Origin of the sequence: Pseudomonas sp. SG-MS2 (assembly GCF_009933855.1) — a bacterium.
Classification (GTDB): Bacteria; Pseudomonadota; Gammaproteobacteria; order Pseudomonadales; family Pseudomonadaceae; genus Aquipseudomonas; species Aquipseudomonas putida_E.
In genome coordinates, this window is record NZ_MOMO01000245.1 from 18,964 (window position 1) to 44,526 (window position 25,563).

Sequence of the window (25,563 nt, forward strand, 5' to 3'; positions counted from 1 at the left end):
TCATGGTTTGGCCTCCGCGCCACTGGCGGCCTGGCCGCTTTCCTTCAGGGCCTTGGTGACTTCTGGCGGCATGTATTTCTCATCGTGTTTGGCCAGCACTTCATCGGCCACCACCACACCCTCGGCATTGAGCTTGCCCAGGGCGACGATGCCCTGCCCTTCGCGGAACAGGTCGGGGAGGATGCCGCGGTAGGTGATTGGCACCGACTTGTTGAAGTCGGTGACCACGAAACGCACATCAAGGGAGTCGCCCGAGCGCTGCAGCGAGCCCTTCTCGACCATGCCGCCTGCGCGGATGCGGGTGTCCAGCGGCGCCTCGCCATTGGCGATCTGCGTCGGTGTGTAGAACAGGTTGATGTTCTGTTGCAGGGCGCTCAGGGCAAAGCCGACGGCAACCGCCACCCCGACCAGCAGGCCGAGTATCAGTAACAGGCGTTTCTTGCGCTGCGGATTCACTGGTTGTTCTCCCGGCGCAGACGGCGCGCCTCATCTTGCAGATAGCGACGGCGGGCCAGCAACGGCGCGGCGACATTGACCGCCAGCACTGCCATGCAGATGGCGTAGGCCGACCAGACATACAGGCCATGGTGGCCCATGGCGAGGAAATCGCCGAATGAAGAAAAGCTCATCACACGGCCCTCCGGCCCAGGCTGTTCAATACTTCTTCCCTGACCCAACTGGCCCGCGCTTCGCGCTTGAGTACTTCAAGGCGCATGCGCAGCAACAGCACGGCGCCGAAGAAGCAGTAGAAGCCCAGCGCCGTGCACAGCAGCGGCAGCCACATCTCGGCGGGCATGGCCGGTTTTTCGGTCAGGGTGAAGGTGGCGCCCTGGTGCAGGGTGTTCCACCACTCCACCGAATACTTGATGATCGGGATATTGATAACCCCAACGATGGCCAGCACGGCACAGGCCTTGGCCGCGCTGTCACGGTTACTGATTGCCTGGCCCAGGGCGATGATGCCGAAGTACAGGAACAGCAGAATCAGCATCGACGTGAGCCGCGCATCCCAGACCCACCAGCTGCCCCAGGTCGGCTTGCCCCAGATGGCCCCGGTCACCAGCGCCACGGCAGTCATCCAGGCGCCGATGGGCGCTGCGCACTGCAGGGCCACATCCGCCAGCTTCATCTTCCACACCAGCCCCACCACGCCAGCCACCGCCAGCAGCACGTAGCACGATTGTGCAAGCATGGCCGCCGGCACGTGGATATAGATGATGCGGAAGCTGTTGCCCTGCTGGTAGTCCTGGGGGGCAAAGGCCAGGCCCCAGATCACCCCCGTCACCAGCAGCAGGATGGCCGATACGGTCAGCCACGGCAGCATGCGGCCGCTGATGGCATAGAACCATTTTGGGGAGCCAAGCTTGTGGAACCACGTCCAGCTAATTTTCATCAGGGTACATCCAGGGTATTAGCCGGGCTTGAGAGCCCGGGACTCGTTATTCACCGACGCTGATCTTCAGGCCGGCCGCTATCGCAAAGGGTGCCAGTGTCACCGCCAGGGCCGTAAGGCTGGCCAGCCAGAGCAGATGGCCGGTCGCCGGCATATTTTGCAACGCCGCCTGCAACGCACCACTGCCCAGGATCAATACAGGGATATACAACGGCAGAATCAGCAATGCCAGCAGCAACCCACCGCGCTTGAGGCCAACCGTCAGCGCCGCACCTACCGCACCCAGCAGGCTCAGCACTGGCGTACCCAGCAACAGCGAGCCCAGCAGCACCGGCAGGCAATGGCTTGGCAGCCCCAGCATCAGTGCCAGCAGTGGCGCCAACAATACCAGCGCCAGCCCGGAAAAGATCCAGTGCGCCAGCACCTTGGCCAGCACCAGCACTGCCAGAGGGTGCGGCGACAGCACCCACTGTTCCAGCGAGCCGTCTTCGAAATCGCTGCGAAACAGGCCATCGAGCGACAGCAGCACTGCCAGCAGGGCCGCCACCCAGACCAAACCGGGCGACAAGGTTTGCAACAATTGACTTTCCGGCCCAACCGCCAGCGGGAACAGCGCCACCACGATAGCGAAGAACACCAAAGGGTTGGCCAGTTCCGCCGGGCGGCGGAACAACAGGCGCGCTTCACGGCGCAATAACAGAATGAATACGCTCATGCCGCCCATTGCCCCAGGTTCAGTTCGCGATAGCCGGAGGGCTTTTGGTCAAGCGTGTGGTGGGTGGTCAGCACCACCGTGCCGCCGCGCTCGCAATGGCGTGCCAGATGGGCCTCCAACTGCGCGACCCCTTGCTTGTCCAGCGCGGTGAAGGGTTCATCGAGGATCCACAACGGCGGGCTGTGCAAGTACAGCCGGGCAAGCGCTACACGGCGCTGCTGCCCGGCAGACAGGGTATGGCAGGGAACATCTTCGAAACCGCGCAAGCCGACCGCTTCCAGAGCAGCCCAGATCGCTTCGGCTGTGGCAGGCTGGTGCAAGGCACACAGCCAGGCCAGGTTTTCTTCAGCGCTGAGCAAGTCCTTGATACCGGCAGCATGGCCGATCCACAGCAGGATGCTGGCCAGCGCATGGCGTTGTTCGGCCAACGGCTTGCCGCCCAGCAGGATCTGCCCGGCAGTCGGCTGCATCAGCCCGGCCAACAGGCGCAGCAGGCTGGTCTTGCCGCTGCCGTTGGGGCCGCTGATCTGCAGCATGTCGCCTGGCCGCAGCTCGAAATCCAGGTGCTCGAACAGCAGGCGCCAGTCGCGCTCGCAGGCCAGGCCCACGGCTTGGAGGTGAAGGGTCACGGTTTCGCCTTATCCAGTTTACGGCTCAAGTCGCCCCCCTGGCTGCCGTTATACTGGCAGTGGCGGACGGCCGGCATTATTACATGCGCTGCCCCGCTGCCAAGAGGGCGGGCTCGACAGGTTGTATACAATCATGACTGAAATCAATAGTCTCGGCGCACAAAACGTCGTCAACCCGCAGGCGATCAAGGCGGCGCTGACCGGCGAGCTGCTGAACCTGACCCAGGCACAACCCGGGCTGCTCAAGCCTGGCGAGACCGCCCAGGCCGAGGTACTGACGCTGCGCCAGTCAGGTGGCGAGTTTCAACTGGTGCTCAAGCTGATCCAGGCCAACGGCAAGCAGAACCAGCTGCAGGTCACCACCAGCCAACCCATCCCTCAAGGCAGCCAGATCACCGTCAGCCAGCCAGAGAGCAACCGCCTCGCGGTAATGGTGCAACAGGCCAGCGCCAGCAACGTCACCCTCCTCACTCAACTCGATACCAGCAAGGTGCCTGTCGGCACCCTCCTGCAAGGCAAGGTCCTGACCAACCAGGCACTTGCCCTTGGCCCTGGTGCCGCCACCAGCTTTCGCGCGCTGGTGAGCTTGCTCAACAGCGCACAGGCAGGCGCCGTCCTGACCATCGACAGCCCGCGCCCGTTGCCGGTCGGCAGCCTGCTCAGCGCGCTGGTGCAAGGCGACCAGTCGCTACGCTTCGTGCCGCTCAGCGGCCGTCAGGAGCAATTGAACATCGCCCAGCAGCTGCTCACCCAACAGGGCCGCCAGGCCTCCTTGCCCGGCCTGCTCAACGCTTTGCAGCGAATAGCCAGCGACCCGAGCGGCAACGGCGAACTGCGCACCAGCGCCGAGCGCCTGCTGGCCAGCCTGCCGGACGCTCGCCAACTGGGCGATGGCAAAGCGTTTGCCCAGGCCTTGAGCAACAGCGGGGCATTCCTTGAAGCGAAACTGCTTGGCGGCCAGAGCACACACGTGGCAACCGACCTGAAGGCCCATCTGATCAGGCTGGTGGCCCAGGCCTCGGCGTACGCACCGGCAAGTCCTGCCTTCGTCTCGACCACCTTGGCCCAGGCTTTGCCAACCATGGCACGCGGCGCCCTGGGCATGCTCGAGCGGGCGAGCCCGAAGCAACAGCCAGGCGGGTTTCCGCTGCCCTCCCGGTTGCTGCAGGCCATGGAACACGAAGGCGACCTGCAGCAGCTGCTGCGCCTCGCCGCCGCGGCCATCTCGCGCCTGCAAAGCCACGCCCTGAGCAGCCTGCAACAATCCGGCAGCTTGGAAAACGGCAACCTGCAGACCACCTGGCAAACCGAGATACCCGTGCGCCATGGCCTGGATTTCATTCCGCTTCAGGTCAAGCTGCAGCGCGAGGAAACCGCACAGCAACAAGCTGACCGGGAGCGTGAACAACAGGACCCACTGCAGGCGCTGTGGCGCATCGACCTGGCCTTCGACCTGGCACCGCTCGGCCCCCTGCAGGTGCAGGCGCAACTGAGCCAGGGCCGGCTGTCCGGCCAGTTGTGGGCTGAACGTGAACAAACCGCCCGGCTGATCGACAGCCAGCTCGGCGCGCTGCGTGAACGCCTTCTGGCCCGCGGATTGGACGTTGGCGACCTCGAATGTCATCCCGGCATCCCGCCTCAAGGGCCGCGCACACGTGTGGAACAACGCTGGGTGGACGAAACCGCATGAGCAGCAAGCAACCGCGTCAGGCCATCGCCCTGAGCTACGATGGCCAGCAAGCCCCCACCCTGAGTGCCAAAGGCGACGATGAACTGGCCGAGGCCATCCTGGCGCTGGCACGTGAACATGAAGTGCCGATCTACGAGAACGCTGAGCTGGTGCGCCTGCTGGCTCGCCTGGAGCTGGGCGAGCAGATTCCCGAAGCGCTGTACCTGACCATCGCCGAGATCATCGCCTTCGCCTGGCAATTGCGCGGCAAAGTCCCTGTTGGCTTCGACGACGAGCCAGCCCAAAGCCGTGACATCACCCCGCAAACATTGCGTCTGCCCTCGGGTTGATACGGTGAGGCGCGCGGGCGATCGCTAAAGGCCGGTGAACAACCCCACAATTAATTAGCCCCACCCCCCTCTCTGCACAAGTCACTTTTGCCAGCCCTTCCCCGCTGCGAAAGTGAATTCCATGAAGAACCGATACGTAAATGCCAAGGGTGTGCAATATGTGCGCGACAGCCTCGCCGGTTTTCCGCGCCCGGACCGGGCAGCAGCCGACGCCATACGCCAGTGGGCCAAAGAACGCACCATAGACCTTGACCCCGACAGGGTCGATGCCGTCACGCTGCACTGCCAGTTCAACCCCAAGCTCGGCTGGGTTGCCGTCATTGCGCAGAAAATGACACTGACCCAAGCGGTGCTGTCGAACTGGCAAGGTGAATCGGCCAACAACTGGCTGGGCGCGGCAATCGGTGCGCCTTGGGCCGGACATCTACCCGATGGCCCGCTGACCATCGTCGACAGCCTGTGCGAACAAAGCCTGCTGGACAACCACTCACCGTATGGCGTCTACAACGGCCTGTTCAGGCATAGCGACAAGCAGCAATACAACGCCAGCAATCATGTTCCACTGGACGCCGAGGCCTTTGAGTCCTTTATCTGGGAGCTGGACTTGCACGAGCATTACAAGTCGATGCTCGACAGCTACTGGGATGCTCACCTGGACCACTACCGCATCGGTGCAAAAATCAACTTCATCGCCGCCTGCAACAAGCAAGCGGCCGAAGGCAGCCTCACTGACGCTGGCAGGCAACTGGCCTGGCAGGCATGCGGCCTGGAAGCTGCGGCCCCGGTGCTGCGCAGCGACGGCACGGTCAGCAGCAAACCGAGGGTACGGACCAGGCTGCTGAATGTGTACGGTTATGCGGCCACCGACCTGCTGTGTATAAACGACGCCGTCAGCGACCTGGTTCTGCTCTACATTCCGGGCAACGCTTCGCCGCTGCATGAGTTCAGGGGCAAACAGGCGCTGCTGGACTGGTTCGCCGAACAATGCCGTGCTCCCGATAAACGCGATGCTCTTCAAGCCCACTTCGCGCTTGCTGACCGCGAAGACGGTTTGAGCTACAGCGGCCTTCACACTGCCCTATGTGGCCTTGGCAGCTATCCAGAACCCTATCATCTGGACAGCAACCGCCCCGGTTTCACGGCAGAAGGCATCTGGCCACCAAAGGACTACATCAACTACAAGGCCAAGGACTACAGCCCGCTGATCCAGGGCGACCTGTTCCTTACCTTGGCCAAACGCCAGAAGCAGCGCAGCTACCAGGATGCGAGTTTCATCATCACCAGCGACCGTGAGGTGACCAAGGCCAGGTGGCGCGGCTACCTGAACTCAGCGATCAACCTGCTGGCACCCCTGGCTTTGGTGGTCCCCGAGCTGGCCCCGCTGTTCGCCCTGGGCGGCGTCGCCCAGTTTGGCCTGGGCCTGGACCAGGCCATTGAAGGCAAGAGCGCACAACAGAAAGCCGAAGGCGTCAGTACGTCGGTCTTCGGGTTGCTCAATGCAGCGCCGTTGATCACTGCCGGCTTGTCCGAAGCCCCCACGCTGCTGCGCATCAAAAACGATGGTTTCGTGCTACCCAGCAGGGTCAACGGGAAACCTGGCTACCCATTGAGCCCCATCACGCCGCCCCACCTGCCGCTGGCCGAAGTGGCTGATTATTTCCATATCCCGGACCCTATTGCACCACTGGCTGACGCAAACACTGCCGTTGCCGGGGCAATCATCAGGACTCCTCGCTACGACGGTACGCCTGACCTGCTAGCCGCAATGATCGGGGGTTATCAGGCAGAAATGCTTTACGACATGCAAACAGATGCGTTTCGCCTGCAAAGCGATCTCAATGAAGTCGAGCCGACCTATTACATCGCAACGCCGGGCTCGCTCAACCTGGTTGAAGTAGATGTGCGAACGCGTCCGGTCACCAATGCCATGCGCATGGCAACCCTGCGTGCATTGGGCGTGGACTTGAAGCTCCCCATCGATTTGCCCGCGCCACACGCCGCAGACCTGCGCCCGATCCCCAAGCAGATCCTCAACGTGTGGGTGGGCGACAAGGTCATTCCGGACTTGTTGATCGACAACGTCGCCAGCAACGCCCTGAAAGTGCAGGATACGCAGTACGCGCTGCGTCTCTATCTTTCCAGGGCCGAGCCTGCTGCCTTCCAGGAAAACCTGGCTCGCCTGACAGCGCATGCCCCGGGGGTCGAGGTACTGGCACTTGAAGACCAGCCGTTCTATGCAAGCTTGCGGGGCAGCGACAACTACACCCAGTATCAGGCGGCGATCGACGGGAACGGCGGCGTGGCCAGCAACTTTGCCTCCGCCGCAGACATCTTGCGCTTTGCCCTGCTAGAGCACGAGGGAGGCTTGTACATGGACATCGACGATGCATTGCTGGCACCGGGTGAGTACCCTTCGGTCATCGGCGGTGTACCCAGGGGGCAGCCGGGTGAGCGGCTTGATGACGTGACACTCGCCACCACCGAAAGCGGCCTGCTGCTCTACCCCCCTGTGTCCAATGAAAAAATGGGCATGAACACCCTCTATAACAGCAGCCTGATAGGCAGCCATGCGGGTAATCCGACACTAAGGGCAATCCTCGAAGAGATGCATGCGCGCTACCTGGAGGAACCAGGCTTCTACGACAGCAAGCCTACCCTGCAAACTGACCCGCACGGCTTCTATCAATATGCCCAGACCCTTTGCCGCCTCACCGGGCCGAGGCTGCTCACCGACATGGTCGATCGCCACCTGCCAGAGCTCGGCGTCATGCGCCAGATCATCAACCTGTACGCCTTCCCCCGAACCCACTCATGGCAGTTCGTGAACCTTACTGACTTGCGGGCGGTGCAAAGGCAGATGCTCCCGCTTGACCGGGTTGCCAGGATCGGCGGATTCAATTCCTGGGTCAGGCCCTGAGCGGCATATTCATTGGGGTTTGTGTGAGCCGCAGACTGGCTTGAACGAGCCGGTACAGAAAAGGAAAAGGCGACCTGGGTCGCCTTTTCAACTACTCGCTGCTTCAACTACTCGCTACGATGCAACTTGCTCATCAGCTCGGCCTCGGCTTGCGTCAATCCGCAGCTTTCGGTCAACTCCGACACACTCGCCCCCATCCCTACCAGTTTGGCCGCCTGGCTGAAGGTGACATTGCTCGGGTCGCGTTGCTCCAGACGCTCCAACCGGTCTGGCAAGGTGGCCACCACCGCGCGCAACTCATGGATGGCTTCACCCATGCGCACGGTACCGTTCTGGTAGTCATCCAGGCGCTTGGCCAGGTCCTTGATGCGCTGGTCACGCACCGCATCGCCCTGGGCCTGCTGGGCAGCGAGTTCGCGCTGGCGCTTGCTGTAGTTGAGGAAGAACCACAGGCTCAGCGCCCACAACAGCGCCAGGAAGATGACAGCAACCTCGAAAATCAACTCAGATGTTCTCCAGCTCGGACCACTCTTCCTCGGTCATCATCTTGTCCAGCTCGACCAGGATCAACAGTTCTCCATTCTTGTTGCATACACCCTGGATGAACTTGGCCGACTCTTCGTTACCCACGTTCGGTGCAGTCTCGATCTCCGACTGACGCAGGTAGACCACCTCGGCGACGCTGTCGACGAGGATGCCGACCACTTGCTTGTCAGCCTCGATGATGACGATACGGGTGTTGTCGGTCACCTCGGTAGGCATCAGGCCGAAGCGCTGACGGGTATCGATCACCGTCACCACATTGCCACGCAGGTTGATGATACCCAGCACGTAGCTCGGCGCACCCGGTACCGGGGCGATCTCGGTGTAGCGCAGGACTTCCTGCACCTGCATGACATTGATGCCGTAGGACTCGTTGTCCAGACGGAAGGTTACCCATTGCAGAATCGGATCTTCCGAACCTTGTGCAGACGACTTTTTCATTCCCCTAGCCCTCAAATTCCGCCGATGGCGGTGTGTTCGCAGTTATTTGTGTTTGGCATGCAACTGCTTGACCGCGCCACTGGCGATCAGCTCGGCCAGTTCGGCGACGTCCAGCAGCGCACACATGTGTTCGATCACCGTGCCGGCCAACCACGGTCGCTGGCCACGCTGGCTGCGCCATTTGATCTCGGACGGGTCCAGGCGCAGCGAACGGCTGACCTGATGCACCGCCAGCCCCCATTCGTAGCCCTGAACGGAAATGACGTAGTGCAGGCCCTGGCGGAAATCGTCCCGGTAGCGATCCGGCATGACCCAGCGCGCCGTGTCCAGCACCTTCAGGTTGCCCGCCTGACAGGTGAGGATGCCAAGGAACCAGTCCGGCTGGCCGAACAGCGGCGTCAGCTCCTGGCCCTCCAGGCTGTAGATAGAGCCCAGGCACACCAGCGGCACCGCCAGCGTCAGCCCGGCGACGTCGAACAGCAGGCACTCGAAGGGCTCGGCCGCCCAGGCCGGGCGACCATCGACCGTTGCCGGTGGCACGGGCGCACTCGGCGCGGGCAGGTTGACTTCAACCAGCGGCGCGACGGGCTCGGGCGATTGAACCTGGGTCAGTACAGGAATGGCGGCTTCGGCCACCACCTTGGTCTCGACCACCGCCACGACCGGCGCTTCGACCGGCAAGACGGTCGCAAGCACCCCGGCCTGCGGTTCGGCAAAAGGCCTTGCCGGGATGCTGACTGCAGGGCTCTGGACCTGCGGCTGCGCATCTCGGGCCTGTTCTTCGCGCACGGCAGCGGCAAATTCGTCGCTCGCAGCCGGCAGGTCAAGAATGCCCTCAGCCTCGGTGGCTTCCTGCAGCAGACCATCCAGATAGGATTGCAGGGCCAGTTGCGGCCGGGTACCGGTCTTCACCGTCATGAAGCCACCTGTACTGCAGTCTTGTAGGTGAGCAGGTGCTTGAGCAATGCCCGGTAAGCGATCACGCCGCGGCTCTTGCCATCGAACTGTGACGGCGTGACGCCGTTGCGGCTGGCATCGCGCAAGCGCGTATCGACCGGAATGTAGCCCTGCCATACCTGATGCTCATAGGCATCACGTAGCACTTTCAGCGTACCCAGCGAGGCCTGGGTACGGCGGTCGAACAGGGTCGGCACGATCTGGTACGGCAAGGCCTGCTTGCGCGAACGGTTGATCATGGCCAGCGTGCCGATCATGCGCTCCAGGCCCTTGACCGCGAGGAACTCGGTCTGCACCGGAATCACCAGTTGCTGGCTGGCGGCCAGTGCATTGACCATCAGCACCCCGAGCAGCGGCGGGCTGTCGATCAGGGCGAAGTCGAAGTCCTGCCACAGCTGCGCCAGACTCTTGGCGATCACCAGGCCCAGGCCACTCTGCCCCGGCGACTGACGCTCCAGCACCGCCAATGCGGTACTCGAGGGCAGCAGCGAGATACGCTGGTCGCTGGTGGGCAGCAGCAGTTGCCCGGGCAAGCCATCCGGCACCTGGCCCTTGTGCAGGAACAGGTCGTAACAGCTGTGCTCCAACGCATCGGGGTTGTGCCCGAAATAGCTGGTCATCGAACCATGCGGGTCGAGGTCGACGACGACCACGCGCTTGCCCGCCTCGGCCAGCAAACCGGCCAGGGCGATAGTGGTGGTGGTCTTGCCGACCCCGCCTTTCTGATTGGCTACTGCCCAGACTCTCATAGGACAACTCTTGATTCATGGAGGCCGCTGCCCCCTGTGCGATCCGGTTTTCCGGACCGCAATGGGTTTGCGGTGACAGAGAATTGACGAGTCACTGCCCCGCCATCGCTGCTGGGGTTGCCGGTGCACTTTGTGTGCCAGCGCGGCGCAAGGCAGCGTCCGGTGTGGCGTTGGCACTGCCGGAGCCGGTCAGGCTGCGGCGTACTTCAAGGTTGCGGGAGATCACCAGCACCACACGGCGGTTTCGCGCCCGGCCCTCAGCAGTGTCATTGCCGGCCACAGGCTGATATTCGCCATACCCCACCGAGGCCATGCGCGCCGGGTTGACGCCTTCCATCGCCAGCAGGCGGACGATGCTCGCCGCCCGCGCCGAAGACAGCTCCCAGTTGGTCGGGTATTGCGCGGTACGGATCGGCAGGTTGTCGGTAAAGCCTTCGACGTGCACCGGGTTGGCGAACGGCTTGAGGATATTCGCCACCTTCTCGATGATGTCGAAAGCCTTGTCGCTGGGCATGGCATCGCCACTGCCGAACAGGAGCGAGGAATTCAGCTCGATCTCCACCCACAGCTCGTTTCCGCGGATGGTCATCTGGTCGGACTTGATCAGGTCACCGAAGGCATCGCGTACGTCGTCACTGATGGCTTTGAGTGGGTCGACGCTGCTCTGCGCAAGGCCTGCGTCGGTCTGCTCGCTGTCATTGATCAACGGCTCGGCCGGCTTGATGCTGAGCGGTTGCTCATCGCCGATAGGGATTGGCTTCATGCTCCGCTCAGGGTCGTTGAACACCCCGAGCAGTGCTTGCGAAATGACCTTGTACTTGCCTTCGTTGATCGAGGAAATCGAGTACATGACCACGAAAAAAGCGAACAGCAAGGTGATGAAGTCGGCGTACGACACCAGCCAGCGCTCGTGATTTTCGTGTTCTTCGGTATGGCGACGGCGACGCATGGGTTACTCCATGAAGCCTTGCAGCTTCAACTCGATCGAACGCGGGTTCTCACCCTCGGCAATCGACAACAGGCCTTCGAGCAGCATTTCGCGGTAGCGCGACTGGCGCATGACAATGGCCTTGAGCTTGCTCGCAACCGGCAGCAGGATCAGGTTGGCACTGGCCACGCCATAGATGGTGGCAACGAACGCCACAGCGATGCCGTTGCCCAACTGCGACGGGTCGGCCAGGTTGCCCATCACGTGGATCAGGCCCATCACCGCACCGATGATACCGATGGTCGGCGCATAGCCACCCATGCTTTCGAATACCTTGGCAGCCTGGATATCGCGGCCTTCCTGGGTGAGAAAATCGACTTCGAGGATACTGCGAATGGCCTCGGGCTCGGCACCGTCAACCAGCAGCTGCAAGCCCTTGCGGGCATACGGGTCGGGCTCGCCATCGGCCACACCTTCCAGGCCCAGCAGGCCTTCCTTGCGTGCGGTCAGGCTCCAGTTCACCACCCGGTCGATACCGCCAGCCAGGTCAACCCGTGGCGGGAAGATGATCCAGCGCAAGATCTGCAAGGCACGCTTGAACGATGACAACGGTGACTGCAAAAGCGCCGCCGCCAGGGTACCGCCCAACACGATCAGGGCTGCCGGGCCATTGAGCAGCGCCCCGACATGGCCCCCTTCGAGAAAGTTGCCACCGACGATGGCGACGAAGGCCAGGATCAGACCGATCAGGCTAAGGACATCCATCAGACACACGCCTCGACCAGGTGCTTGCCGATCTCATCCAGGCTGTACACCGCATCGGCCAGGTTGGCTTTGACGATGGCCATGGGCATGCCATAGATCACGCAACTGGCTTCATCCTGGGCCCACACGGTGCTGCCGCCCTGCTTGAGCAGGCGTGCACCTTCACGGCCGTCGGCGCCCATGCCGGTGAGTACCACCGACAGCACCTTGTCACCATACGACTTGGCTGCCGAACCGAAGGTGATGTCCACGCAGGGCTTGTAGTTCAAGCGCTCGTCACCGGGCAGGATCTTCACCGTGCCCCGGCCATCGATCATCATCTGCTTGCCACCGGGGGCCAACAGGGCGAGGCCTGGGCGCAGCAAGTCGCCGTCCTCGGCTTCCTTGACGCTGATCTTGCACAGCTTGTCCAGGCGCTCGGCAAAAGCCTTGGTGAACGCCGCCGGCATGTGCTGGATGAGCACGATCGGCGCCGGGAACCCGGCAGGCAGTTGCGTCAGTACCCGCTGCAGGGCGACCGGGCCGCCGGTCGACGTACCGATAGCCACCAGTTTGTAGGGCTTGCGCTTGGGCGCTGGCGAATGGGTTGACGCCGGTGCCGCCGCCGCACGGGCAGGCGCCACGCTGCGCGTTGGCGCCGGGCTGGCCAGGCTGCTGGTGGCGGTGTGCGCAACGCTGGCAGGTGCCGGCGCAGCCGCCGCAGCGGGGCTTGCGTAACCACCGAAACGACGGTTGCTGCGCGAAAGGGTGTGAACCTTCTCGCACAGCATCTGCTTGACCTTCTCCGGGTTGCGGGAGATGTCCTCGAAGTTCTTCGGCAGGTAATCCACCGCACCGGCATCCAGCGCGTCGAGGGTCACCCGGGCGCCTTCGTGGGTCAGCGAGGAGAACATCAACACCGGCGTCGGGCAGCGCTGCATGATGTGCCGCACTGCGGTGATGCCATCCATCATGGGCATTTCATAGTCCATGGTGATGACATCGGGCTTGAGCGCCAGCGCCTGGTCGATCGCTTCCCTGCCGTTGGTCGCGGTACCGACGACCTGGATCGTCGGGTCCGCCGAGAGGATTTCCGAGACGCGGCGGCGGAAGAAACCCGAATCATCCACCACCAGGACCTTGACTGCCATAAACACTCCATTAGGTGGCGCAGCCGGCAAGGGCGCGCCACCGAAATCAAATACGCCGCGCCGCGTAACGCTTGAGCATGCTCGGTACGTCGAGAATCAGCGCAATGCGACCGTCGCCGGTGATGGTGGCGCCGGACATGCCCGGGGTGCCCTGCAGCATCTTGCCCAGCGGCTTGATCACCACTTCTTCCTGGCCCACCAGTTGGTCGACCACGAAGCCGATGCGCTGGGTGCCCACAGACAGAATCACCACGTGGCCCTCGCGCTGCTCCTCATGCACCTGGCCCTGAACCAGCCAGCGCTTGAGGTAGAACAGCGGCAGCGCCTTGTCGCGTACGATCACCACCTCCTGGCCGTCGACCACGTTGGTGCGCGACAGGTCCAGGTGGAAAATCTCGTTGACGTTGACCAACGGGAAGGCGAACGCCTGGTTGCCCAGCATCACCATCAGGGTCGGCATGATCGCCAACGTCAGCGGCACCTTGATGACGATCTTCGAACCCTGGCCTTTGGCCGAGAAGATGTTGATCGAGCCGTTGAGCTGGGAAATCTTGGTCTTGACCACGTCCATACCGACACCACGGCCGGACACATCGGAGATTTCCGTCTTGGTCGAGAAGCCCGGAGCGAAGATCAGGTTGTAGCAGTCCGACTCGCTCAGACGGTCGGCGGCGTCCTTGTCCATCAAGCCCTTTTCCACGGCCTTGGCGCGCAGAATGTTAGGGTCCATGCCTTTGCCGTCGTCGGAAATCGACAGCAGGATGTGGTCGCCTTCCTGCTCGGCCGACAGCACCACGCGGCCGGTACGCGCCTTGCCCGAGGCTTCACGTTCTTCAGGCATCTCGACACCGTGGTCAACCGCATTGCGCACCAAGTGCACCAGCGGGTCGGCCAATGCCTCGACCAGGTTCTTGTCCAGGTCGGTCTCTTCACCGACCAGTTCCAGGTTGATCTCTTTCTTCAACTGGCGGGCCAGGTCGCGGACCAGGCGCGGGAAGCGGCCGAAGACTTTCTTGATCGGCTGCATGCGGGTCTTCATCACCGCAGTCTGCAAGTCGGCCGTGACCACATCGAGGTTCGACACGGCCTTGGACATGGCCTCGTCACCGCTGTTCAGGCCCAGGCGCACCAGGCGGTTACGCACCAGCACCAGCTCGCCGACCATGTTCATGATCTCGTCCAGGCGCGCAGTGTCGACGCGCACGGTGGTTTCCGCTTCGCTTACCGCGTGTTTTTCGGCAGCCGGTGCGGGCGCGCGGGCCGGCGCGGCAGGCTTGGCCGCAGCAGCAGGTGCCGGTGCCGGTGCCGGTGCCGGCTTGGCCACAGGCTGGGTTTGCGGCTTGGCGGCGACAGGGGTGGCAACGGCGGCGGGCGCTTCAGCGGTCACGGCATCGCCGGTGAACTTGCCTTTGCCATGCAACTGATCGAGCAATGCCTCGAACTCGTGCTCGCTGATTTCATCGCCGCTACCGGCAGCTGGCACTTCACCGGCCACCGGAGCAACGGCAGCAGGCAGCGCGTCCGCCTGGAACGTGCCCTTGCCGTGCAGCTGATCCAGCAGCGACTCGAACTCTTCGTCGGTGATTTCGTCGCTGGCTGGCGCGCTGGCTGCAGCGGCCACGGGCTCTGTGGCAACGACTTCGGCCGAGAACTGGCCCTTGCCGTGCAACTGGTCAAGCAACGACTCGAATTCGTCGTCGGTGATCTCGTCACCGGAGCCGGCCAACGTTTCGCCCTGCAGCTGCTGTTCGGCAGCCGCTGCTTGGGCTTTGACCGCATCGAGCGAATCGAGCAACTGCTCGAATTCGGTGTCGGTGATGTCTGCCTCGGCAGCAGGCTCGGCCGGCGCAGGCGCAGCCTCGGCCACCGGCGCAGCAGCTTCGGCGCTACCCGGCTCGGCCAGGCGGGCCAAGGCCGCCAGCAACTCAGGCGTGGCCGGGGTCACTTCACTGCGCTCGCGCACCTGGCCGAACATGCTGTTGACCGTATCCAGCGCTTCGAGCACCACGTCCATCAGTTCCGCGTCGACCCGGCGCTCACCTTTGCGCAGGATGTCGAACACGTTCTCGGCGATATGGCAGCACTCCACCAGCTCATTGAGCTGGAGGAAGCCGGCGCCCCCTTTTACAGTGTGGAAACCGCGAAAGATCGCATTGAGCAGGTCGGCATCATCGGGCCGGCTTTCCAGCTCGACCAGTTGCTCGGACAGTTGCTCAAGAATTTCGCCGGCTTCTACCAGGAAATCCTGAAGGATTTCTTCATCGGCGCCGAAGCTCATTAAACGTGCTCCTTAAAAACCCAGGCTGGACAGCAGATCATCGACATCGTCCTGACCGGACACAACGTCTTCACGCTTATCGGCATGAATCTGCGGACCTTCACCCCGAGCCGGATATTTTTCTTCATCTTTTTCAGCGCGCAGCTGTTGGTGGTCATGTTCGATACCGGCAAAACGGTCGACCTGACTGGCCATCAGCACGAGCTTGAGCAGATTGCTTTCGACTTCGGTCACCAGCGCGGTCACCCGCTTGATCACCTGGCCGGTCAGGTCCTGATAGTCCTGAGCCAGCAGAATGTCATTGAGGTGGCCAGATACCTTGCGGTTGCCTTCAGCGCTGTGCGTCAGGAAACTGTCGACACGCTTGACCAGCTCGCGGAATTCCGGCGCAGCGACTTCGCGGCGCATGAAGCGCTGCCAGTCGACACTCAGGTTCTGCGCCTCAGCGGCCAGGTCGTTGAGCACGGGCGTGCTCTCCTCCACCAGGTCCATGGTGCGGTTGGCGGCGCCTTCGGTAAGCTTGACCACATAGGACAAACGTTCGGTGGCGTCGGTGATCTGCGAGACTTCCTCGGCCTGCGGCATGCGCGGGTCGATCTGGAAGCTGACGATCGCACTGTGCAGCTCGCGGGTGAGCTTGCCGACTTCCTGATACAAGCCGCGGTCGCGGGTCTGGTTGAGCTGATGAATCAGCTGCACCGCCTCGCCGAACCGGCCCCGTTCCAGGCTTTCGACCAGTTCCTGGGCATGCTTCTTCAGGGTTGACTCAAACTCCCCCAAAGACGTTTGTGTTGATTCCATGGCGCCCCCTGACTTTGTTCAGCCGTTGACGCGTTCGAAGATCTTCTCGATCTTTTCTTTGAGCACCTGGGCGGTGAACGGCTTGACCACATACCCATTCACGCCGGCCTGAGCCGCTTCGATGATCTGGTCGCGCTTGGCTTCGGCCGTCACCATCAGTACCGGCATGGCCTTCAGGCGGTCGTGGGCACGTACCTTGCGCAGCAAGTCGATGCCGGACATGCCAGGCATGTTCCAGTCGGTCACCAGGAAGTCGTAATGGCCGCTTTCGAGCATCGGCAATGCCGTGGTGCCGTCGTCGGCTTCGTCGGTATTGGTGAAGCCCAGATCACGCAACAGGTTCTTGATGATCCGCCGCATCGTCGAAAAGTCGTCAACGATGAGGATTTTCATGTCTTTGTTCAATTAGACCTCCAAGCAGTCTCAAACGCGCTCGGCCCCGAGCGCGCATTCAATCAATTCGGTACAACGTGAAAACGACTGCAACGACCCCGGGCTCAACGCGCCCGCCATTCCCCAAGGCGGCTGCGCAGTCGCGCGGCGCACTGGCTGTGCAACTGGCTGACACGCGATTCGCTGACCCCCAGTACCTCACCGATTTCCTTGAGGTTCAGCTCTTCGTCGTAGTACAGCGCCAGCACCAGCCGCTCGCGCTCCGGCAAGTTGGCGATGGCATCGGTCAGTGCGGCCTGGAAGCGCTCGTCTTCCAGGTCGCGCGACGGCTCGACCTGGCCACTGGCGCCCTCCTCGTGCAACCCTTCGTGCTCGCCGTCCTGCAACAGGTCGTCGAAGCTGAACAGGCGGCTACCCAGGGTATCGTTCAAAATCCCGTAGTAATCATCGAGACTCAACTTGAGTTCGGCCGCAACTTCATGATCTTTAGCGTCACGGCCGGTTCTTGCTTCCACAGCGCGCATCGCATCGCTGACCATGCGCGTGTTGCGGTGCACCGAGCGCGGTGCCCAGTCACCTTTGCGTACCTCGTCGAGCATGGCGCCGCGGATGCGGATGCCGGCGTAGGTTTCGAAGCTGGCGCCCTTGCTGGCGTCGTATTTGTTGGCCACCTCAAGCAAGCCGATCATGCCGGCCTGGATCAGGTCTTCCACCTGCACGTTGGCAGGCAAGCGCGCCAGCAGGTGGTAGGCAATGCGCTTGACCAGCGGCGCGTAGCGTTCAACCAGATCGTACTGGGCGTCCTTGGACGCCTTGCTGTACATCTTGAACCCGCTCGCACTCATAGGACCGGCCCTGCGCTGGTGGGCTGCACCAGGCGCTCGACGAAGAACTCCAGATGCCCGCGCGGGTTGGCCGGCAACGGCCAGCTGTCGACCTTCTGCGCAATGGCCTTGAAGGCCAGCGCACACTTGGAACGGGGGAAGGCTTCGTAGACTGCCCGCTGCTTCTGCACCGCCTTGCGCACACACTCGTCGTACGGCACGGCGCCGACGTATTGCAGGGCAACGTCGAGGAAGCGGTCGGTGACCTTGGTCAACTTGGCGAACAGGTTGCGCCCTTCCTGCGGGCTCTGCGCCATGTTGGCCAGCACGCGGAAACGGTTCATCCCATAATCGCGATTGAGCAGCTTGATCAGCGCGTAGGCATCGGTGATCGAGGTGGGTTCGTCGCACACCACCAGCAGCACTTCCTGGGCTGCACGGACGAAGCTGACTACTGAGTCACCAATCCCCGCAGCGGTGTCGATCACCAACACGTCGAGGTTGTCGCCGATCTCGCTGAAGGCCTGGATCAGCCCGGCATGCTGGGCCGGGGCCAGGTGCACCATGCTCTGCGTGCCAGAGGCCGCCGGCACGATGCGCACGCCGCCCGGCCCCTGCAGCAGCACGTCGCGCAGCTCACAGCGCCCTTCAATGACATCGGCCAGGGTGTGTTTGGGGGTCAGGCCCAGCAATACGTCGACGTTGGCAAGGCCCAGGTCGGCGTCCAGCAGCATGACCCGGCGGCCGAGCTCGGCCAGCGCCAGGGACAGGTTCACTGAAACGTTAGTCTTGCCGACGCCACCTTTGCCACCGGTTACGGCGATCACCTGTACGGGATGCATGCTACCCATGTTCGTTGTTCACCTTGTCTCGCTTGGACCCAAGCCACACGTGGGGCATGACTGCGGCCCCCTTGGTGTAGGTATTTTGCATACGCTTGATCATCAACCCGCTCTCCTTGGGTTGTGATAGAGATCAGCGAACATGTCGGCCATGGCCTCTTCGCTGGGCTCGTCCTGCAACTGCACATTGACCGCGCGGGTAACCAGTTGGTGCGCCCGCGGCAAGTGCAGGTCGTCAGGAATGCGCGGGCCATCGGTAAGATAGGCAACGGGCAGTTCATGACTGATGGCCAGGCTCAGCACATCGCCGAGGCTCGCCGTTTCATCGAGTTTGGTCAGGATGCAGCCGGCCAGCCCACAGCGTTTGTAGCTGTGATAGGCAGCCGTCAGCACCTGCTTCTGGCTGGTGGTGGCCAGCACCAGGTAATTCTTCGAGGCGATGCCGCGGCTGGCGAGGCTTTCCAGCTGCATGCGCAGGGCCGGGTCGCTGGCCTGCAGGCCGGCGGTATCGATCAGCACCACGCGCTTGCGCAGCAGCGGCTCCAACGCCTGGGCCAGCGACTGGCCGGGGTCTACATAGGTCACCGGCACGTTGAGGATGCGCCCCAGGGTCTTGAGCTGCTCCTGGGCACCAATGCGGAAACTGTCCATGCTGACCAGGGCCAGGTTCTGCGGGCCGTACTTGAGCACATAGCGCGCCGCCAGCTTGGCCAGGGTGGTGGTCTTGCCCATGCCGGCGGGGCCGACCATGGCGATCACACCACCCTCTTCGATCGGCTCGATCTCAGGCACTTCGATCATGCGTGCCAAGTGCGCCAGCAGCATGCGCCAAGCCTGGCGCGGCTCCTCGATTTCGGCAGTGAGGTCAAGCAGTTCGCGAGCGATCGGCCCCGACAGGCCGATGCGCTGCAGCCGGCGCCAGAGGTTGGCCTGCGCCGGCTTGCTGCCTTGCAGCTGGCTCCAGGCCAGCGAGCCAAGCTGCACTTCAAGCAGCTCGCGCAGGCCCGACAGCTCAGAGCGCATGGCATCGAACAGGCGCGGGTCGACCGGTGCCGGTGCAGCAGGTGCTGCAGGGGCCGGTACATCCACATGCGGTTCGATCAACGGCTGCGAGGCGGTCAGCGACTGGCCGGCGAACAATTGGCGGCTGCCTTCGGTGGCATCACTGCGGTTGTCCAGCTCGGCCTGGGCCGTGGCGATGCGCGTCTGGGTCTTGCGCAGCTCGTGCTCGAGCTCGGCATTGGGCACGCGCGGGGCCAACGCGGACAGTTTGTAGTCCAGCGCGGCCGTCAGCTCGACACCGCCAGCGATGCGCCGGTTACCGATGATGGCGGCGTCGGAGCCCAGCTCATCACGGACCAGCTTCATGGCCTGGCGCATATCGGCGGCGAAAAAACGCTTAACTTGCATAACCCACTACCTCAGCCGTTGGGGCCCACGGTGGCAACGATGGTGACTTGCTTGTTATCCGGTATTTCCTGATACGCCAGAACATGCAAATTCGGTACAGCCAGGCGACCGAAGCGCGACAGCATGGCTCGGATCGGGCCGGCAACCAGAAGGATGGCCGGCTGGCCCTGCATCTCCTGACGCTGGGCCGCTTCGATCAACGAACGCTGCAGCTTTTCGGCCATGCTCGGCTCCAGAAGAACACCGTCTTCCTGACCTTGCCCGGCCCTTTGCAGACTATTGAGCAAAATCTGTTCCAACCTTGGCTCAAGAGTGATCACAGGCAGCTCGGACTCAACGCCGACAATGCTTTGCACGATGGCGCGACACAATCCGACGCGCACTGCCGCCACCAGCGCGGCGGTATCTTGACTCTTGCCGGCATTATTGGCGATGGCCTCGGCAATGCTGCGGATGTCACGCACCGGCACCTGCTCGGCGAGCAATGCCTGCAGGACCTTGAGCAGCCCCGACAAGGAAATGACACCAGGCACCAGCTCTTCGGCAAGTTTAGGCGAAGCCTTGGCCAGCACCTGCAGCAGTTGCTGCACTTCCTCGTGGCCGATCAGTTCATGGCAATGCTTCTGCAGGATCTGGTTGAGGTGCGTGGCAACCACGGTACTGGCATCGACCACGGTGTAGCCCAACGACTGCGCCTGGGCGCGCTGGCCAATATCGATCCAGACCGCTTCCAGGCCGAAGGCCGGGTCACGGGCGGCGATACCGTTGAGGGTGCCGAATACCTGCCCCGGGTTGATGGCAAGCTCGCGGTCCGGGTAGATCTCGGCCTCGGCCAGAATCACGCCCATCAGCGTCAGGCGGTAGGCGCTGGGCTGCAGGTCGAGGTTGTCGCGGATGTGCACGGTGGGCATGAGGAAGCCCAGGTCCTGGGAGAGCTTTTTGCGCACCCCCTTGATCCGGGCCAGCAACTGCCCACCCTGGTTGCGATCGACCAGCGGGATCAGGCGGTAGCCGACCTCCAGGCCGATCATGTCGATCGGCGTCACGTCATCCCAGCCAAGCTCCTTGGTTTCCATCGCCCGTTGCGGCGACGGCAACAGGTCCTGCTGGCGTTGCACCTCTTGCTGCGCGGCGAGCTTGGCCTTCTGCTGCTTCTTCCACACCAGATAGGCACCACCGCCGGCCAACAGGCCAAGGCTGATGAAAGCGAAGTGCGGCATGCCCGGCACCAGGCCCATGACGATCATCAAGCCTGCCGACACCGCCAGCGCTTTGGGCGAATCGAACATCTGCCGGTTGATCAGCTTGCCCATGTCCTCGGAGCCGGAGGCACGGGTCACCATGATCGCAGCAGCGGTGGACAGCAGCAGTGATGGCAATTGCGCCACCAAACCGTCACCGATGGTCAGCAGCGCGTAGACCTTGCCGGCCTCGCTGAAGGACATGTTGTACTGGAGCATGCCAATGAGCATGCCGCCGATGAGGTTGATGAACAGGATCAACAGGCCGGCGATGGCGTCACCGCGCACGAATTTGCTGGCACCGTCCATCGAACCGTAGAACTCGGCCTCCTGGGCGACCTCAGCGCGCCGCGCCTTGGCCTGGGCCTGATCGATGAGGCCGGCGTTGAGGTCGGCGTCGATCGCCATCTGCTTGCCGGGCATGGCGTCGAGGGTGAAACGCGCGCTCACTTCAGAGATGCGCCCGGCACCCTTGGTGACCACCACGAAGTTGATGATCATGAGGATGGCGAACACCACCGCACCGACCACATAGTTGCCGCCGATCACCACATCACCGAAAGCCTGGATCACTTGGCCTGCGGCACCATGGCCCTCCTGACCATGGAGCATGACCACGCGCGTGGAGGCGACGTTCAACGCCAGTCGCAGCAGCGTCGCGACCAGCAAAATGGTGGGGAAGGCGGCAAAATCAAGTGGCCGCAAGGCATACACGCAGACCAGCAGAACCACGATCGACAGCGCGATATTGAAGGTGAAGAACACGTCGAGCAGGAACGGCGGTATCGGCAACATCATCATTGCCAACATCACCAGCAGCAACAGCGGCACACCCAGGTTGCCCCGGCCCAGGCCGGCCAGGTTGTGGCGTGCGTTGTTGATTAACTGACTGCGATCCACCGAGAGCCCTCTTCAAGCAAAACTTTGACGCCCAAGGGGCGCTTGGGCGTGGCTTTGCAAGAAGCTTTCCAACTTTGACCGATCCCACGTGAAACGTGAACCGGGCGGGCCCCATCGCGTTGACTGGTGGCTCATCAGCGGGCAATCAACAAGAGAAACAAGACCTCCTACCCACTCGCTTCAATGGCAGCGACCCAAAGCTTCACCTCTCGGAAAACCACAGAGAGGCTGATCCGCTGCAAAAACTCACACTGATTTGAACATGCCAAAGCGCGTGGTTTCTATGCGCATGCAGGGGGCAAATGACAGCTATAAGGCACTGAACATCAGTCAATGACTCGATTGGTAGCCCTAGTGAGTCTGTGATACCTTCGCCAGCGTTTTTGACTGCATCGCTTGACCCGGAGAACATGGTGGCAAACTCTCTCGATAGCTTTATCGTTCCTGACAAACATCGCCATAAAACCGCGATGGATTATGTAGTCGAGTCGCTACGGGAAGGCATACTTTCTGGCGCAATAGCCGAAGGCACGGCTTTGCGCCAAGAAGAGCTCGCCTCAAAATTCGGTTTGAGTCGAATGCCGGTAAGGGACGCCATAAGGCAATTGGAGGCCGAAGGGCTTGTTACCTATGAAGTCCATAAAGGCGCATCTGTAGCGATCATGACGATTGAAGATATTGTCGAGATCTATGACATGCGGATCATGGCAGAATGCACAGCCCTGGATTTTGGTTTTTCCAATATTGTAGCGAATGATCTGGCGCAGATGCATGACCTCGTGTCTACAATGGAGCAGGCAACAGATCCGCACCAGCTTAGCGAACTAAATGAAAGGTTTCATCACCTTCTTTATTCAAAAGCCAAACGCCCCAGGCTACTTGCATTGATTAAGTCCCTTCATGACTCGGTGGATCGCCATCTTCGTTTTTTGTTGACAAATCTCGACTACCACAAGAAATCGCAACAGGATCACAAACGAATTGTGAAAGCGTGCGCTCAGGGTGATCGCGAAGCCGCCAAGCAATATTTGGCCGAGCACCTTGCCGAGGGACGAGATTCAATCGTTACGTTTCTGGAGACACGGCGTCGACAGGACGCGCCTTAAAACGGTCCTTCGATGCTGACGAGAGCGCATATTCCACCAGCGCTCCTACTAGCTTCTCAGGGGGATAGCCGGAGCACTCAAACATTTTCGGGTACATACTGGAACCTGTAAATCCGGGTAACGTATTGACCTCATTGAGAATAATTGCACCATCCTCTGTCAAGAAAAAATCCACCCTGGCGTATCCCTTCAGTTCAAGGCATCTGAATGCTTGAACGGATAAATCCTGAATGCGTTCGACAATGTCCGGTGCCAATAAGCTTGGCACACGAATATCTGCTCCGCTTTTAGAATCATATTTCGCCTGATAATCGTAATATGCCTGCCCTTCCTTTTTAAGTATTTCACCCACCACCGAGGCGATCAAGCCTTCCTCAAGTTCGAGCACACCACACTCTATCTCTCTTCCACAGATTTCAGCCTCCACAAGCACCTTTGCGTCTTGACATGCTGCAATAGCAAATGCCTCAGCATACTCCAAGGCATTGGATACCTTAGATACACCAATCGATGACCCCGAATTAGCGGGCTTCACGAAGAGCGTGCTGCTACCCAGGCACTCGACCAGTTCTTCCCAGGGGCGCATGAAATTCATGGCCCTCCATGGCCCCACAACTAGCCCAGAAGACTGGAGCATTCTCTTCGTAACATCCTTATCCATGGACATTGCTGAACCCAGCACCCCGGAGCCCACACAAGGCAAACCGCACATCGCTGCCAATCCTTGAATCGTCCCATCCTCCCCCCACCGACCATGCAGTGCCGGAAAGAGCAGATCGATCGCAATCTCCACCGTGTCGCTCCCTTGAGTTGTGTACGAGAGCGAGGGATGACCTGGACGTATTGAAATCAAAGGCGCCGACCGATCAACCTCGCCTGGAAACTGGCACGGCTCCCCCTGATATCTCCAGCTCCCCTCACGATCTATCCCCACACAGTGCACACGGTGACCGAGGGCCATTAGCGCCTCGTGAATCATAGAGGCGGAGCGGAGCGCCACTGAGTGCTCTGAGCTCCTCCCCCCAAAAACCAATGCGATCACATTTTGTTTCATTTCGATAGACCTCGGCCTGGAAATTTTGGCTACTGTATCCAATATCCAACAAATATAACAACGGCTATTGCCGATATCCAGGAAAGGAAGACCATGGCTTTAGAAATCACCAACGGGGGGAGCCTGGGCGAGCGTTCTTGCGAGTCCCTAAACGCCGCGCCGGATCTCCAGATCAGAGCGATCGCGATCTCAGCACCAGAATGCATCAGCGGCTCCAAATCAGGCAGGGCCTTGAACAGCACCGACCCTGTCAGCCTATTTAACGCATGCCGCTGCGCGGCAAGCCTTGCGCAAGAAAGGAAAGGCGCTTGGGCAAACAGCAATTGGGGGCGACCTGACAAAAAGCTGAGAGAACACTTTTTGCTCATGTACTGTAAGGGATCCATCATCCCCACATTCCAAGCGTCCACCTGATGCCCGATGCTGCGCTCCCGATTTCTTTCTGGAGTCCGCCCGCCATGATGCGACCCGACAGCAAAGTCGAAAAGGTGTACCTCTATCCCAAGCCCGTAGACTTCCGAAAGTCCATCGACGGCCTCACCGCGCTGGTCGAGTTGGATATCAAGGTCGCCGTGTTCGACCCCGTACTGTTCGTTTTCCTCAATAAAGCCCGTAACCGCATCAAGGTGTTGTACTGGGAGCGCAACGGCTTCTGTCTCTGGCTCAAACGCCTCGAAGCCGAACGTTTCAAAACTTCCCCCGACGCCACCGACGAAGCGATTGTCCTGACCGTCCAAGAACTGAACTGGCTACTCGACGGTTTCGACCTCTGGCGCAACCGTCCGCATCAGGTTCTGACGCCCCGTTTCGTCGCCTGACCCGGTATAATCCGGGCCATGATTTCAGTGCCCGACAACCTCCCGGATGACCCTGTTCTGCTCAAGCAAATGCTGCTTGAGAGTTACGCTGCTCGTGCGTGTGAGCAATCGGCTGCCCGTGTGCGCGAGCAGGAGGTCAAGGAGGCTTATACGACACACATCGACGACCTGAAAGAGCAGATCAAGTTATGGCGTGACCGTTTCTTTGGCCGTAAGTCCGAGCAAACTGTCGATCCCAACACGCCGCAACTGGCGATGTTCAACGAACCCGAAAGCGACCCGCTACTGGCGGTGGTTGACGATGCCGACGAAGAAGTCGTTGCGCCTGCCAAACGTCGCGGCAAACGCAAACCACTGTCGGCCGATCTGCCTCGGGTCGAAGTCATCCACGACCTGCCCGAGCACGAACTGACCTGCGCCTGTGGTTGCCGCAAGCATGTCATTGGCGAGGAAACCAGCGAGCAGCTCGACATCGTGCCGATGCAGATCCGCGTACTCAAACACGTGCGCAAGGTTTACGGGTGCCGGGGCTGCGAAACCGCGCCGGTTACCGCTGACAAGCCAGCCCAGTTGATCGAAAAGAGCATGGCCAGCCCCAGCGTGCTGGCCATGCTGCTGACCACCAAGTATGTCGATGGTCTGCCGCTACACCGTTTTGAAAGCGTACTGTCCCGGCATGGCATCGAAATCCCCCGGCAAACCTTGGCCCG

At 61.4% G+C, this 25,563-nt stretch carries 26 protein-coding genes; 6 read left to right on the forward strand and 20 right to left on the reverse strand.

The features are described 5' to 3' along the window. Genes ccmE through ccmA form a run of 5 tightly spaced genes read right to left on the reverse strand, consistent with a single transcriptional unit; the run spans position 1 to position 2,737 of the window. Positions 1–456 (reverse strand): cytochrome c maturation protein CcmE, encoded by a 456-nt coding sequence (gene ccmE, locus BLX42_RS23300; RefSeq protein ID WP_039601248.1) that lies wholly within the window; start codon positions 454–456, stop codon positions 1–3. Next, positions 453–629, reverse strand: a complete 177-nt coding sequence (gene ccmD / locus BLX42_RS23305; protein WP_039601249.1) for a heme exporter protein CcmD — start codon at positions 627–629, stop codon at positions 453–455. The genes ccmE and ccmD overlap by 4 nt, the downstream gene beginning before the upstream one ends. Further along, positions 629–1,393: a heme ABC transporter permease gene (locus BLX42_RS23310; protein WP_046785333.1), complete on the reverse strand. Its 765-nt coding sequence runs from the start codon at positions 1,391–1,393 to the stop codon at positions 629–631. The genes ccmD and BLX42_RS23310 overlap by 1 nt, the downstream gene beginning before the upstream one ends. Positions 1,394–1,439: 46 nt before the next feature. Continuing rightward, positions 1,440–2,117 (reverse strand): heme exporter protein CcmB, encoded by a 678-nt coding sequence (ccmB, locus tag BLX42_RS23315; RefSeq protein ID WP_371316859.1) that lies wholly within the window; start codon positions 2,115–2,117, stop codon positions 1,440–1,442. Further along, positions 2,105–2,737, reverse strand: coding sequence for a cytochrome c biogenesis heme-transporting ATPase CcmA (ccmA, locus tag BLX42_RS23320; protein WP_046785334.1), 633 nt, complete (start codon positions 2,735–2,737; stop codon positions 2,105–2,107). The genes ccmB and ccmA overlap by 13 nt, the downstream gene beginning before the upstream one ends. 133 nt (positions 2,738–2,870) lie before the next feature. Between ccmA and BLX42_RS23325 the strand changes: the two genes are divergently transcribed. From BLX42_RS23325 to BLX42_RS23335, 3 genes are all read left to right on the forward strand, one after another. After that, the gene (locus BLX42_RS23325) at positions 2,871–4,427 is read left to right on the forward strand and encodes a flagellar hook-length control protein FliK (protein WP_161872770.1); all 1,557 of its coding nucleotides are present in this window, start codon (positions 2,871–2,873) and stop codon (positions 4,425–4,427) included. Beyond that, a complete protein-coding gene (locus BLX42_RS23330; RefSeq protein ID WP_115274191.1) occupies positions 4,424–4,756 on the forward strand; it encodes an EscU/YscU/HrcU family type III secretion system export apparatus switch protein in 333 nt (110 codons plus the stop codon). Before BLX42_RS23325 ends, BLX42_RS23330 begins: the two co-directional genes overlap by 4 nt. A 121-nt stretch (positions 4,757–4,877) precedes the next feature. Then, on the forward strand, positions 4,878–7,673 hold the full coding sequence (locus tag BLX42_RS23335) for a dermonecrotic toxin domain-containing protein (RefSeq protein WP_161872771.1): 2,796 nt from the start codon (positions 4,878–4,880) through the stop codon (positions 7,671–7,673). Positions 7,674–7,780: 107 nt separating this feature from the next. On the opposite strand, the gene BLX42_RS23340 is transcribed toward BLX42_RS23335, so the two are convergent. The 14 genes from BLX42_RS23340 to flhA all read right to left on the reverse strand — a co-directional run bounded on the left by BLX42_RS23340 (position 7,781) and on the right by flhA (position 21,875). Next, the gene (locus BLX42_RS23340; protein WP_046785338.1) at positions 7,781–8,176 is read right to left on the reverse strand and encodes a DUF2802 domain-containing protein; all 396 of its coding nucleotides are present in this window, start codon (positions 8,174–8,176) and stop codon (positions 7,781–7,783) included. A 1-nt stretch (position 8,177) separates the two neighbouring features. After that, positions 8,178–8,657 (reverse strand): chemotaxis protein CheW, encoded by a 480-nt coding sequence (locus tag BLX42_RS23345; RefSeq protein ID WP_003254393.1) that lies wholly within the window; start codon positions 8,655–8,657, stop codon positions 8,178–8,180. 42 nt (positions 8,658–8,699) lie between these two features. After that, positions 8,700–9,575 (reverse strand): CheW domain-containing protein, encoded by an 876-nt coding sequence (locus BLX42_RS23350; protein WP_115274189.1) that lies wholly within the window; start codon positions 9,573–9,575, stop codon positions 8,700–8,702. Further along, positions 9,572–10,363, reverse strand: coding sequence for a ParA family protein (locus BLX42_RS23355; RefSeq protein ID WP_046785340.1), 792 nt, complete (start codon positions 10,361–10,363; stop codon positions 9,572–9,574). The genes BLX42_RS23350 and BLX42_RS23355 overlap by 4 nt, the downstream gene beginning before the upstream one ends. A 91-nt stretch (positions 10,364–10,454) precedes the next feature. Continuing rightward, positions 10,455–11,312 (reverse strand): flagellar motor protein MotD, encoded by an 858-nt coding sequence (gene motD, locus BLX42_RS23360; protein ID WP_161872772.1) that lies wholly within the window; start codon positions 11,310–11,312, stop codon positions 10,455–10,457. Between the two features lie 3 nt (positions 11,313–11,315). Next, positions 11,316–12,056 (reverse strand): flagellar motor protein, encoded by a 741-nt coding sequence (locus tag BLX42_RS23365; RefSeq protein WP_012315493.1) that lies wholly within the window; start codon positions 12,054–12,056, stop codon positions 11,316–11,318. Next, entirely contained in the window at positions 12,056–13,186 is a 1,131-nt protein-coding gene (locus BLX42_RS23370) for a chemotaxis response regulator protein-glutamate methylesterase (protein WP_046785342.1), read from the reverse strand. Before BLX42_RS23370 ends, BLX42_RS23365 begins: the two co-directional genes overlap by 1 nt. Before the next feature lie 46 nt (positions 13,187–13,232). Next, on the reverse strand, positions 13,233–15,464 hold the full coding sequence (locus BLX42_RS23375) for a chemotaxis protein CheA (protein WP_161872773.1): 2,232 nt from the start codon (positions 15,462–15,464) through the stop codon (positions 13,233–13,235). 12 nt (positions 15,465–15,476) lie between these two features. After that, positions 15,477–16,265: a protein phosphatase CheZ gene (locus BLX42_RS23380; RefSeq protein WP_039601990.1), complete on the reverse strand. Its 789-nt coding sequence runs from the start codon at positions 16,263–16,265 to the stop codon at positions 15,477–15,479. Positions 16,266–16,283: 18 nt separating this feature from the next. Beyond that, positions 16,284–16,658 carry a chemotaxis response regulator CheY gene (locus tag BLX42_RS23385; RefSeq protein WP_115274187.1) on the reverse strand — a complete coding sequence of 125 codons (375 nt, stop codon included), beginning with the start codon at positions 16,656–16,658 and terminating at the stop codon, positions 16,284–16,286. A 104-nt stretch (positions 16,659–16,762) separates the two neighbouring features. Continuing rightward, positions 16,763–17,503, reverse strand: a complete 741-nt coding sequence (gene fliA, locus BLX42_RS23390; RefSeq protein WP_012315498.1) for an RNA polymerase sigma factor FliA — start codon at positions 17,501–17,503, stop codon at positions 16,763–16,765. Beyond that, positions 17,500–18,333, reverse strand: a complete 834-nt coding sequence (fleN, locus tag BLX42_RS23395) for a flagellar synthesis regulator FleN (protein WP_011534890.1) — start codon at positions 18,331–18,333, stop codon at positions 17,500–17,502. The genes fliA and fleN overlap by 4 nt, the downstream gene beginning before the upstream one ends. 93 nt (positions 18,334–18,426) lie before the next feature. Next, on the reverse strand, positions 18,427–19,734 hold the full coding sequence (gene flhF / locus BLX42_RS23400; protein ID WP_046785345.1) for a flagellar biosynthesis protein FlhF: 1,308 nt from the start codon (positions 19,732–19,734) through the stop codon (positions 18,427–18,429). Positions 19,735–19,745: 11 nt separating this feature from the next. Continuing rightward, positions 19,746–21,875, reverse strand: coding sequence for a flagellar biosynthesis protein FlhA (gene flhA / locus BLX42_RS23405; RefSeq protein ID WP_046785346.1), 2,130 nt, complete (start codon positions 21,873–21,875; stop codon positions 19,746–19,748). 410 nt (positions 21,876–22,285) lie between these two features. Here flhA and BLX42_RS23410 point away from each other — a divergent pair, with 410 nt between their 5' ends. Continuing rightward, positions 22,286–22,981, forward strand: a complete 696-nt coding sequence (locus BLX42_RS23410) for a GntR family transcriptional regulator (protein ID WP_042111626.1) — start codon at positions 22,286–22,288, stop codon at positions 22,979–22,981. Here the strand turns inward: BLX42_RS23410 and BLX42_RS23415 are convergent. Next, positions 22,941–24,035: a D-alanine--D-alanine ligase family protein gene (locus tag BLX42_RS23415; protein WP_125924729.1), complete on the reverse strand. Its 1,095-nt coding sequence runs from the start codon at positions 24,033–24,035 to the stop codon at positions 22,941–22,943. The genes BLX42_RS23410 and BLX42_RS23415 overlap by 41 nt on opposite strands. Positions 24,036–24,493: 458 nt before the next feature. On the opposite strand from BLX42_RS23415, the gene tnpB reads away from it, so the two are divergent. Together tnpB and BLX42_RS23425 are read left to right on the forward strand one after the other, a co-directional pair. Next, on the forward strand, positions 24,494–24,853 hold the full coding sequence (gene tnpB / locus BLX42_RS23420; RefSeq protein WP_009687920.1) for an IS66 family insertion sequence element accessory protein TnpB: 360 nt from the start codon (positions 24,494–24,496) through the stop codon (positions 24,851–24,853). Positions 24,854–24,871: 18 nt separating this feature from the next. Continuing rightward, on the forward strand, positions 24,872–25,563 hold a 692-nt coding region (locus BLX42_RS23425; protein WP_161872774.1), incomplete at its 3' end, for an IS66 family transposase zinc-finger binding domain-containing protein.